This is a genomic window from Cecembia lonarensis LW9 (assembly GCF_000298295.1).
Taxonomy (GTDB): domain Bacteria; phylum Bacteroidota; class Bacteroidia; order Cytophagales; family Cyclobacteriaceae; genus Cecembia; species Cecembia lonarensis.
Window position 1 is genome coordinate 16,401 of record NZ_AMGM01000056.1, and the last position, 11,749, is coordinate 28,149.

Annotated in this window: 10 protein-coding genes; 7 read left to right on the plus strand and 3 right to left on the minus strand. The window is 41.1% G+C overall.

The window, feature by feature from the left end; genetic code table 11:
• Positions 1–3 precede the first annotated feature (3 nt).
• The 4 genes from omp85 (B879_RS15040) (at position 4) to B879_RS15055 (ending at position 5,633) form a co-directional block, all read left to right on the plus strand.
• A complete protein-coding gene (gene omp85, locus B879_RS15040) occupies positions 4–1,554 on the plus strand; it encodes an Omp85 family outer membrane protein (RefSeq protein ID WP_009186058.1) in 1,551 nt (516 codons plus the stop codon).
• Between the two features lie 241 nt (positions 1,555–1,795).
• On the plus strand, positions 1,796–3,301 hold the full coding sequence (omp85, locus tag B879_RS15045) for an Omp85 family outer membrane protein (RefSeq protein ID WP_202949644.1): 1,506 nt from the start codon (positions 1,796–1,798) through the stop codon (positions 3,299–3,301).
• A 319-nt stretch (positions 3,302–3,620) separates the two neighbouring features.
• On the plus strand, positions 3,621–5,084 hold the full coding sequence (locus tag B879_RS15050; RefSeq protein ID WP_009186061.1) for a pyruvate kinase: 1,464 nt from the start codon (positions 3,621–3,623) through the stop codon (positions 5,082–5,084).
• 9 nt (positions 5,085–5,093) lie between these two features.
• Positions 5,094–5,633: a hypothetical protein gene (locus tag B879_RS15055; protein WP_009186062.1), complete on the plus strand. Its 540-nt coding sequence runs from the start codon at positions 5,094–5,096 to the stop codon at positions 5,631–5,633.
• A gap of 1 nt (position 5,634) precedes the next feature.
• Here the strand turns inward: B879_RS15055 and B879_RS15060 are convergent, their stop codons facing one another.
• The 3 genes from B879_RS15060 to B879_RS15070 all read right to left on the minus strand — a co-directional run bounded on the left by B879_RS15060 (position 5,635) and on the right by B879_RS15070 (position 8,048).
• Positions 5,635–6,402, minus strand: a complete 768-nt coding sequence (locus B879_RS15060; RefSeq protein ID WP_009186063.1) for a polyphosphate kinase 2 family protein — start codon at positions 6,400–6,402, stop codon at positions 5,635–5,637.
• Between the two features lies 1 nt (position 6,403).
• Positions 6,404–7,249, minus strand: a complete 846-nt coding sequence (gene ppk2 / locus B879_RS15065; protein ID WP_009186064.1) for a polyphosphate kinase 2 — start codon at positions 7,247–7,249, stop codon at positions 6,404–6,406.
• A gap of 109 nt (positions 7,250–7,358) precedes the next feature.
• Positions 7,359–8,048, minus strand: a complete 690-nt coding sequence (locus B879_RS15070) for a carbonic anhydrase (RefSeq protein WP_009186065.1) — start codon at positions 8,046–8,048, stop codon at positions 7,359–7,361.
• Positions 8,049–8,253: 205 nt separating this feature from the next.
• Between B879_RS15070 and B879_RS15075 the strand changes: the two genes are divergently transcribed.
• The 3 genes from B879_RS15075 to B879_RS15085 all read left to right on the plus strand — a co-directional run bounded on the left by B879_RS15075 (position 8,254) and on the right by B879_RS15085 (position 11,719).
• A complete protein-coding gene (locus B879_RS15075; protein ID WP_157231643.1) occupies positions 8,254–8,610 on the plus strand; it encodes a DUF8478 family putative metalloprotein in 357 nt (118 codons plus the stop codon).
• Between the two features lie 97 nt (positions 8,611–8,707).
• Positions 8,708–11,107 carry a TonB-dependent receptor gene (locus B879_RS15080; protein ID WP_009186067.1) on the plus strand — a complete coding sequence of 800 codons (2,400 nt, stop codon included), beginning with the start codon at positions 8,708–8,710 and terminating at the stop codon, positions 11,105–11,107.
• A gap of 6 nt (positions 11,108–11,113) precedes the next feature.
• Positions 11,114–11,719, plus strand: a complete 606-nt coding sequence (locus tag B879_RS15085; RefSeq protein WP_009186068.1) for a hypothetical protein — start codon at positions 11,114–11,116, stop codon at positions 11,717–11,719.
• The last annotated feature ends 30 nt before the right edge of the window (positions 11,720–11,749 follow it).

Below are 11,749 nucleotides of genomic sequence, written 5' to 3' on the forward strand. Positions count from 1 at the left end.
ATCATGAAAAAACTACTACTAACTACGCTTGCTTTAGTGTGCTTTATTTTCGCTAATGCACAGGATGAAGTGATCGGCCAATCACCGGCCAAGATCAAAGATCTAAGGGAAAGAAACATGTATCGTCTTCAGATTATGGATACCTTAACGACCCCTTTAAATATTGATCCTATCAAGAGGCTGACTGAAGACGATGTTTTGACTAAAAAGGAAGGTTTTTTCGTCACAGGCTTCCCGGATATTGAGGTTGATCCAATTAGGGGGTTAGGAATCGGAGGGAGAGCATTCTTCTATCAGAATAGGACCTCCAGTGATCCATTTTTTTATTATACTCCCTATCGCTACAGGATCTCAACAGATTTTAAAGCTTTTACCAACGGAAGGTTTCAAGGTGGACTTAACTTAGATGTTCCTTATCTATTTGGAACTCCTTGGAGACTGAGAATGGATGCGCTTTACGAATTTGATCCTAACTTTCAATATTTCGGGATTGGAGAGCAAAGTTTAAGGTCGCTACAGCAGTTTGATCAAGCACGAACCGGACAACCTGCTCCATCTTTTGCTACCATAGATGACTATCTGGATAATTTGGCGCAAGCCCAAACTCGTAATGGTGGCTTTGTTACCAATACCCACTACAATGAAATTGAAATAGAAGAAATGCTTTTCAATATTCTTCCTGAGCGTGTATGGTATGGGGGTAAGCTGCGATTGATGTTTGGGTATGAAGCTTTGTTCACTAGAACAAATGACTGGACGGGAAGAATTGCAGAAGAGGCATTTTTCAATGGTCAAGAGGTGGAGGCCATCAATGAGCAAACACTAATCAATAAAGATGCTATCGCGAGAACGGGTGATGGAAGTACTGAAGGCAGCACATGGGATAGGTTTAACATTAGTGGGGTAAATGCTATTGGCAACAATGACTGGTTTTTTACTTCCATGCTTGCTGCTGCTCTGATTTGGGATACAAGAGATTTAGAGCCGGATCCATCCAAGGGGGTATTTTTGGAATATTCCCATGAGTATTCAGCCAGATGGTTAGGTTCAGACTTTAGTTTCAACAAGTTCATGGTTCAAGGCCAATATTTCAATACAGTAGCGAGATGGAGAGGTGGAAAAAGCAGACTTACCTTAGCAGGAATGGCATCCTTTGGTCAAGTATGGGGAAGCAATATCAACTGGCTGGAGATGTTTGACCTTTCTTCTCAGGCAGAGGCCGGAGGGATCAACGTTCTTGGTGGAGACAGGTCTCTTAGGGCTTTCCGTGAATCAAGGTTTGTTGCTCCCGCTATTGGTTTGATCAATCTGGAGGCCCGTTTCAGGCTATATGATTTTAGTGCGTTAAATCAGCACTTTGCCTTGGGTTTAACACCATTCTATGACATGGGAAGAGGATGGGATAATCTAAGCAGAATAGGAGTAGAAGGTTGGAGAGGAGCCCCAGGAATAGGTGGTCGGATTGCCTGGAATCAATCTACTATTGTCCGTCTAGACTTTGCTAGTGGGGCAGAGGGTTCACAGTTCTTTTTTGGATTTGGACATATTTTCTAAAAATAATTTTCCAGTAATTTATCACACCTCCATCTGCAAAGGCTACACTTTTACGGATGGAGGTATTTTTTTTGACCATGCGAATCATCTCCGAAAATATATGTTTTAAAATTTTTTAACATAAGATGAGAAAAACCAAACTTTTATTTGGAACTCAGCGTATTTTATCCCTTAAACTAGATTATCCTTTTGTTAAGAACTATAAAATAACGCAATGTTTTCCCTACTTTTGCCAAAAAAGATGAGACATTCATTACTTTCAATAATTTTCTTGATTCTAAGCTTTCAAGTTTTTGCCCAGAATTTGCCTACGAGTTCAAGATTTGAAGACCATAAAAACGCCCATAGGCTAAGTATCTTAGATACCTTAACGTTGCCTTTTGAAATTTCCAAAGACAAGCAGCTTTCAAAAGAGGATATTTTAAATAAAAAAGAAGGCTTTTTCGTTACGGGTTTGCCCCGGTTTGAATTTGATCCCATCCGTGGATTTGGGATAGGTGGAAATGTATTTTTATTCCAAAACAAAACTGAAGAAGATCCCTTTTTTTACTACACCCCTTATAGATATAGTGTAAATACAGAGTTCTTCGTGTTTGAGAACGGAAGGATCAAAGCGGCAGTCAACCTAGACGTACCTTATGTCTTCGGTTCTAAATGGAGATTGCGGGTGGATGCCGTATTGTGGGAAGATCCTAATGCCCAGTATTGGGGAATAGGCCGAGAATCTCTCAACAGACTTCAGTTTGCCGATAAATCTGAAGGAGCTGATGGTCCAATCAGACAGTTTAACAGGGTCAATGCCTATGAAGACAATTTGAAAATTGCTGTTCCCGGAAATGGGGGGAGGTTACAGACCGATACCCACTTCAATCAGTTTATTCAGAAGGAAAAATTATTCAACCTTTTGGGTGAGCGGGTAGAAATGGGGGGTAAACTGAGGATCATGTTTGGATATGAGATGCTCTTTACCGCCTTCGAGGACTATACGGGCAGGATTGCAGAAGAAGCTTTTTTGGCAGATGGCACAGCAGTGGAAGCCATACAGCGACCTACGCTTGCCAATATTCAGAAAAATGACGGGACTTGGGAAAGGTTTAACCTGGCAGGGTTTGATGACAGGTTTCAGTTTACCAGCATGCTGGCAGGTGCCTTAATTTATGACACCAGAGATTTGGAGCCCGATCCAAGTAAGGGGGTTTTCCTTCAATATTCCCATGAATATTCCGCACCTTGGATAGGTTCTGAGTTTAACTTTAACAAATTCATGGTTCAGGGGCAGTTTATCCACACCTTTCACCGCTGGAAAAATGACAGGAACAGATTGACATTTGCCGGTTTGGCTGCCTTTGGTCACATCTTTGGTCCCAAGATCAACTTCATCGAGATGTGGGATTTATCTTCACAGGCAGAAGCTGGAGGAATTCTGGTATTGGGTGGGGGAAGATCCCTAAGGGGTTACAGAGAAGCTAGGTTCTTAGCACCGACAGTTGGACTTGTCAACTTAGAAATGCGGGCAAGGCTGCATGATTTCAACGCCTTTAATCAGCATTTTGCCTTAGGTATCACCCCATTTTATGATTTTGGAACGGTGTGGGAAGGGCTGAGTGATGTACAACTTAACAATTTCAGGGGGGCACCAGGAGTAGGAGGACGTATTGCTTGGAACCAGTCCACGATTCTTAGACTGGACTATGCCCAAAGTAGAGAAGGTGGTCAGTTCTTCTTTGGATTTGGCCATATTTTCTAAAGCCATCTTGAAAACCTTTGATAGGCTTAGCAAAAACAGCTATTTTGTATTCTTATGAAACAAGATAGCTGTTTATTTATTTTTAAGCACTTTGAAAAGGAAATTAGCTTTTACACAAAAACTTAACATTATTTTTTTCTCCGACATTGGGATATCTAGTACCTTGTTAATCATTAACTGGTATTTCATAATTTCTAATTTGATGTAGTTTAATTTCTCGCAAAGACAGATTGGCGCAACATAAGCTAGCGAAAATCACTTAGCGTCTTTGCGAGAAATACTGTCAATTCATGCTAAACACAAGACTATTTGCTCTTACATGTCGCACAAACTCGATTATATCCATGAACAATTACAGCTTCTTGAAAAAGACATGGAAGACAGCCTGACCTTGAAAAGCCATAGCTGGCAGTTTTTGGAAAAGGAACAAAAGGAATCTGCTCAAAACCTTATCCGGTACCTTACTTTGAGAAATAAGGATATCAGAGATCTTCAGGATAAACTCCATGAGAAAGGGCTTTCCTCGCTGGCAAGTTCAGAAAGTCATATTTTGAGACAAATCCAAAACATTAGAAAATGGCTTGGGCATGTTTATCATGAAAATCAACTCGATCCATGTACCCATTCATCCGGTCGGGATAAGCTCATTTCAAGAAGTAACAAACTATTTGGAAAAAAACCTGAGAAAGGCATACCCCACCTCATGGTTACATTTGATTCGGAGTTTTCCTCAGATTTGGAAAAAGTAAAAAGTTTACTTCAAAAAGGAATGGATGTAGCCAGGATCAACTGCGCCCACGACAATCCGGAAGTTTGGAAAGAAATGATCCATCAAATCCGAAAAGCCTGTCAGGAAACTGGATTGGATTGCAAGATTTACATGGACTTGGCAGGACCTAAAATCAGGACAAAACTGCTTGGCAAGGGAAGCGAGAAAGGAAAAACAAAAATTCAGGAAGGAGATTTGATTTGGATGACTGAAGCCCAAAAGCATGTGGATAAAAAAGGCATTTGGATCAGCCCAGGAGAAAAAGGAGTTATTAACAGTCTACTTTCCGGAGAAAGAGTATACATAGATGATGGGATGATTCGCTGTGTAGTAGAAAACCTAGAGGAGCACAAAGTAGCGCTGAGGGTAGAAAGAGTATCCACCAAGAAAAACTTTATTAAAAACAGCAAGGGAATCAATTTTCCAGATAGCAGATTAAATGTCCCCTCCCTGACCGTGTATGACAAATCTTGTCTTTCCTTCATTTGTCAACATGCAGATTTAATCGGCTACTCTTTTGTGAGAACTGCCCAGGATATTGCCGAATTAAGAAAAGCCTTACTTAATATCAGTCCTACTTATCCACATATTATTTTAAAGATCGAGACCAAGGAAGCAGTAGATAAACTTCCCGAACTTTTGCTGGAAGCGCTGAAAGAACCTGCTGCCGGAATAATGATTGCGAGAGGTGATTTAGCTGTGGAAATAGGCTTTGAAAGGTTGAGTGAAATTCAGGAAGAAATTCTGTGGATTTGTGAAGCAGCTCATCTACCCGTCATTTGGGCCACGCAGGTTTTGGAAAGTCTTCACAAATTTGGATTGGCTACACGCTCAGAAATTACCGATGCTGCTCATGCGGGAATGGCAGAATGTATCATGATCAATAAAGGACCTTATACTGAAAAAGTATTGGAATTCCTTAATGACATCCTAAAAAGGAGATCTTCACACCGCATCAAAAAGCGATTTATTTTCAGACCATTAAAAATTGCAGAACGGTTTTTTAAAAGTTAAATTGAGAAAATGAAATATGCCTTTTTCGCTTTCCTCCTGTTGGCCATTTTATCCCTTTCATGGATGAGGGTCCATGAATACCAATTTGAACAATCCACAGGATACAGCTTTGATATCATGGAATTTGAACTGCCAGGTTCTGTGGATAACTTAAACGCATTGATCCAATCCTGGAGTCAGGAAGACAAAAAAACCTTTGTTTTGGAACAACTTTGGATGGATTATTTTTTCATGTCCACTTTATTTCCTGCATTGTTTATCCTTTGCATTTGGGCAAGGAAAATGGTCGTAGAAAGAGAAAAAATCCTAGGGCAAATCGGCAGGTATCAGGGAATGAAAGTGATTTTATCCACATTGGCAGTCATGCAGCTATTGGCCTGGGTATTTGATATTGTGGAAAATGTCCGGCTAACTTATTGGATCAACCAAGGCTATGCAGAAAATATTTACATGTTTGAAAATATGGTACGGCTTAAGTTTTTCTTTGCCATTGTGGGAGCAATTACCCCACTGAGCATAATGATTTTTACAAGATATCGGAAGAAATAAACTAATGATAAGGCATTAAGCTTAATAGATGCCTGGCAGCTGTAATTAATTCCTCCTCTCTTTTTTCCTTTTTGATTTCTATCCATGGCGCATGGGAAGTATTAGTTTTGACCATCATGGCTTCTTTGTATTTTTCATACTCTTCCCATAGCTCCTCTGACAATTCATCCAAAGGCGTAAGCTTCCATTTGGTCAATGGGCTTGATTTGACTTCTTTCAAACGCCTGGCCTGCTCCTTTTTACTGATGTTGAAATAAAACTTGACCAAAGTAATCCCAGCTTCTGTCAGCATGGACTCAAATTCATTGACCTGTCCCATAAATTGATCGTATTCGGCTTTGGTACATAAGCCATGAACAGGTTCAATGGTGGCCCTATTGTACCAACTCCTATCCCAAAACACCATTTCACCTTCTTGGGGGAGTTTTTCCACAAACTTTTTGAAGTACCATTCCCCATTCATTTCCTTGGAAAGATGGGGAAGGTTCACCTCCACACGGTAGTGCCTTGGATTATTATGCGCCAAAATTTTCCTGATGATCCCACTTTTCTCAGATGAATCCCCACCGTGGAAAAGGACCATCAGTTTCTTGTTATTGGCAATTATCCACAATTGCATTTTCACCAACTCCGCCTGAATTTCCCTTAAAGCCAATTCGAACTTTGTCTCTTCCAATACCTTTTTCAAGTCTATTTTCTTTTTTGACAAAAGGTGCTTTAGGCCAATATTGGAATTCAATATTTTAACGTCTTCCTGAGTAAGTTCCATCTTATAGTTCTAAGTTTTTCGATTTTCTAAAATACCTGTACACCACATTGGGGTCAGTATGTAAATTGGCACCTGATTTCCCCTTCCCTTCATATTCAAACTGGGACAGTACATGGCGCAGACTTTCCAGTCTCGCAGTAAATTTATCATTGGTTTCCACGATAATCCACGGACAAAAAGCCGTGTGGGTATTGGTAAACATCTTTTCTTTATACTTGGTATTCTCTTCCCACAATTCTTGAGATTTCTGGTCTACAGGGCTGAATTTCCATTCTTTAAGCGGATTGTTTTTTCTGCCATCAAAACGGAGCTTTTGCTCATCTTTGGTAATGTCAAACCAGAATTTGATGATGTGGATACCATCTTCATAGAGCATGTGCTCAAAATTTGGTACTTGTGCCATGAAGGTTTTATACTGTACCGGTGTGCAAAAACCCATCACCGGTTCAACTACCGCCCTGTTGTACCAGCTTCTGTCAAAAAATTTGATTTCTCCTCGATTAGGAAGTACCTCAATGTACCGCTGAAAATACCATTGCCCCTTCTCTACCACTGTTGGTTTGGTCAGGGCTACCACTCCGGAAGTATGGGGGTTGAGATGCTCTACAAAGCGCTTGATAGAGCCTCCTTTACCAGCCGCATCCCTTCCTTCAAATAGAATGGCCACCCTCAATTGATGCTTTTCGATATGATTTTGAAGGTGGGCGAGTTCTATTTGCAAAAGCCTTAACTCATCTTCATATTTCGCCCTATTGATGGCTTTTTTGAGTTTGATTTTTTTCTTTTTGGCCAACTCCAAGAGCTCTTTCCTGGAGTTGATACTGAGTAAATCTTCCTTGGTAAACATTGTCTACTGCGCTTGGTTGGAAAAAATTTATTATTACCATCAATTTAAGCAATAGGATTTTAAAAATTTCGAATTGAATGAATAATTATATTTTCAAAGTTCCCACATTTTATTCGTCTTTAACCAGTCGTACCTTCCCGGTTTCCATATCATACAATGCTCCAACAATTCTAAGTTGATTATGGGCGATTAAAGAATCTGCATGAGGAATATTTTTCTTTAACTCATGGACACCGTGAAGAATATTGGCTTCAATTGCTTTTTCCAGGAAATTGGGAATGTTTCGTGGAATTGCTTTTTCTTCTTCCTCAGCATTGATATAGTCAATGATTTTTTGGATATATTCTGGGTAAACATGAGAATGATCATGGTCGTAATCCGCAAAAGCATGAATAGCTCCGCAGTTGGTGTGCCCCATGACGATAACCAAAGGAACACCCAATACCTCCACTGCATATTCCACACTGCCGATTTCATAATCACTCACAATATTTCCTGCATTTCGGATCACAAAAAGATCTCCCAAACCTTGATCAAAAACCAATTCGGGGGGAACACGGGAGTCCGAACAACTGATGATTGCAGCTACAGGGTGCTGACCTTGGTTAAGGTCTCTCAACCGCTCTAAAGTTTGGTCTGGGTGAATAGGATGATCTTCGGCAAAACGTAAATTACCTTCTAAGAGTACTTCCAGTAGATTTTCTTTGGGAATCTGTTCCAAATGTTGATCCACTGGCTTTGGCTGACAGGAAAATAAACTCCATACCAACAAGAAAAGGAATAAACTTGAACGCATCATGATTTTGGTGAATTACTAAAACAAAATTCGGCTTTGAAACCGAAATAGATGGTGCCTTAAGTCACGCAAAACGCGGGTATCCAATAATTAAAAAATTTCTTTACTGTACGAAACTTAATGGCAGAATTAAAGTATAAATCATATATCGGCTACATTTATAAGCAACCATGTTGCATTAATAATTTTATTTTGCTTGTTTTGAGATGTGATAACTAAAATCCGAGATAGCAGATTATTGGCACTCACACCGTTTTTGGTGTGGTGTATGGTGCTTTGGAATGGCCTGAGCAACAGGCATTATCACGTTGATGCAAATGGGCAAGTCATCAGCCATGCCCACCCTGTCCAACAAGGAGAGGAAGATCATCAGCACAGTGAAGAGGAGCTGATTTTTTGGGATTTGATATCCAATCCCGTTTTCCAGGTAGTTTATCCAGAAGTAAATATCCCGGAAAATATAGTTTCCATTCCGAATGTTGCTGAAGAAGTTTATACGAATCCCCTTTTTGAAAGCCTATTTTTAGGAGCTGAGTTTCTACGAGGTCCTCCGGTTTTAAGCTAATCATCAAATTCTATTGCGCTTAAATCTGTCTGACGCCATAAAAAGGTAGTCAGCAGTATTCGTGCATTTCCCAAGACTTTATTAAATACACCAAAACATGACTAAATACCTGTATTTAGGCGTTTTTGGTCTGTTCCTACTGGTAAGCCCTTTACAGGCACAGGAGATGAATACCTCCCTGGAAGGAACAGTCTATGATGCCCAAAGCAAAATACCCTTGATCGGTGCGATCATTCAGATTGAGACGGATCCAGTAAACCGTCAGGCCTCACAAGGTGATGGTAGCTTTCGCTTTAATCTTGCTAAAACCGAAAAGGTAAAGGCTAACATAAGCTATCTGGGATACAAAGCACTGACTACACTACTCGAACCGGGTAAGCAAAACCGCATCTACCTGGAACCTGACGAAACCAGTCTTTCGGCAGTTGAAATTCAGGGGGATAAAATCCGGGATGAGGGTACGCGGAGTCTATCTATCAGTAATATTGGCCGGGAAGAGATCAGCAGAAATACTACCGCCTCGCTGGGAACCCTACTAAGTGGCATACAAGGTGTTTCTTTTGCTTCCTTTGGTTCCAATATTCAACTGCCCATTATACATGGATTATACGGCAACAGAATTCTTATCCTCAACAATGGGTTCAAACACGGATTCCAAAACTGGGGTTCTGACCATGCGCCAGAAATAGATATTCAGGCCGCAGAATCCATCTCAGTCGTAAAAGGGGCTGCGGCTGTAAGGTATGGGCCGGATGCTTTGGGTGGGGCTGTGATCACAGAATCACATAGTCTACCACTTCAAACACGGTTGAACGGTTCCGTTAATTCGGGTTTTCAGACAAACGGCAGAGGGTTTAATGCAGGCTTCAATTTAGCCGAAGGTTATGAGCGTTTAAGCTGGAATGTGGGAGGCAACGTGAACATTGTAGGAGATAGGCATAGCCCGGATTACATGTTAACTAATACCGGAGCGAGAGAGTACAGCTTTTATTCAGGTGCTAAATACAGGATCAGGGACAATTTGGTTTTGCGGGGAAATTATAGCTTTATGCGCCAAAACCTGGGTATACTCCGAGCTTCGATTGGTAGCAGTGGTGCTGCATTGATCAGAAATTTTGAAGCTGAGAGGCCGGTAATCATCCGGGATTTTTCTTATGACATCAATGAACCCAACCAATTTGTTACGCACCACCTAGCTTCTATCAAATTGGATTGGAACCCATCAGAAGAGAATTATTTCAGTTTCCGCTACGCCTTCCAATCTAATGCCCGTGAAGAATATGATGTAAGAAGAAATGCTGATTTACCGATCATTGATCTGAATCTCAATACCCACGACATACAGGCAGATTGGACACACCAATTATCAGACAGAATTAGAGGCGTAATTGGGGGCCAAGTGCTCCTGCAATCCAATGGAAATAACCCTGGAACAAGTGTCACACCGTTCATTCCAAATTATGAAAGCTTCAGAGCCTCCGCTTTCTGGGTAGAAACGCTCAGTTACCAGCGATCAGAGTGGGAATTCGGGGTTCGTTATGACTACGAACGCAACTCAGTCGCCGGAAGAGAAAGGACTCAGGTCCCCTTTTCGGATCTGTTCACTTTCTCCAACTTTTCAGCAGCCATTGGTTACGTCAACCAATTGACGGAGCGTACCACATTCAGAAGCAATTTAGGTACTGGTTGGAGACCACCCAACATGGCAGAACTGTATAGCTTTGGGCAACATGAGGCGAGACAACTATTTGGTTTGTTACGCTACGAAGAGGATACCGAAGGAAACTTAAGGAATGACAGGGTAATTCCACTGTCAGAAAGTAAAGTAGAAGCGGAGCAAAGCTATAAATGGGTCAATGAATTGGAAATAATTGGCCAAAGAAGCAGGTTCAGCACCTCTTTTTATGCCAATTACATTGCCAATTTTATCTTTTGGAGACCAATAGGGGTAGTAGGCACCCTTAGAGGGCCCATGCCCACTTACATTTTTGACCAAGCCAATGCCTTTTTTACAGGGGTGGATCTGACCTATGAATGGAGCCACAATACCAACTGGGAAAGCCGCATGGGCGGAAGTTTCATTTGGTCCCAAAATGTGGAAAGAAATGAGCCTTTGATCAACCAACCTCCCATCAACCTCAATTATGAATTGAAATACAGCAAAAGAAATATTGGTCCATTTGATCGCGTGGAAGTAGCCCTGCAACCCATGTACACTTTCAGACAATTTCAAGCCCCTAGAGAAATTGCAATAAGGGACCTGATTGAAGGCAATGTCACAATCAATTTGGATTCGGAAATATTTGACTTCATGGCTCCTCCTCCGGGATACTTTCTCTTGAATGGATTTGCCAGGGCTGAAAGAGGGAAAATGGGGCTTAGTCTTCAGGTGCATAATGGGCTCAATACCCGATATAGAGACTACCTCAATGCCATGCGGTTTTTTGCAGACGACTTAGGAAGAAATATCATATTAAACGTTCACTATAAATTCTAATCTATTATGAAAAAACAAAACAAACTATCCCAGCTATTGATGCTAATGCTCATCCTTACAATTGGATTTTCCTGCCAGGAAGCAGAAGCTCCTGAGGAAGAAAATGAAGTTGAAATCTTTACCGATATAGAACTGATCTTCACTGCTGAAGATGGAACCGTGGTCCGCGCACTTGCTGAAGACCCAACAGGAGGATTGGCCGTGAATTCTAGTTTTACTGTTCAGCCCTTTACACTGAAAGCAAATACAACTTATACATTGACTTTTGAAATGCTGAACAGACTGGTAACGCCAGTGGAAGATGTTCAAGAAGAAATCCTGGATGAAGCAGATGAGCATCAGGTATTCTTTGAGTTTACCAATAATGCCTTTTCCAGCCCAACTGGAACCGGTAACATTCAGGATAGAAATGGGGCCATCAATTACCTAGATTTTGATGAAAATAACCTTCCCCTTGGTTTAAGAACCCGATGGACTACCAGTGGACCATTGCAAAATGGAACCTTCCGGGTATGGTTGGCCCATCAGCCTGGAGTAAAAACGCCGACTTCCTCTGCACAAGATGGTGATGTGGACTGGGATATCACCTTCTCGATGACCATTGAAGAGTAATTTTCAAAAATTATTCACTAAAAAAGGGGC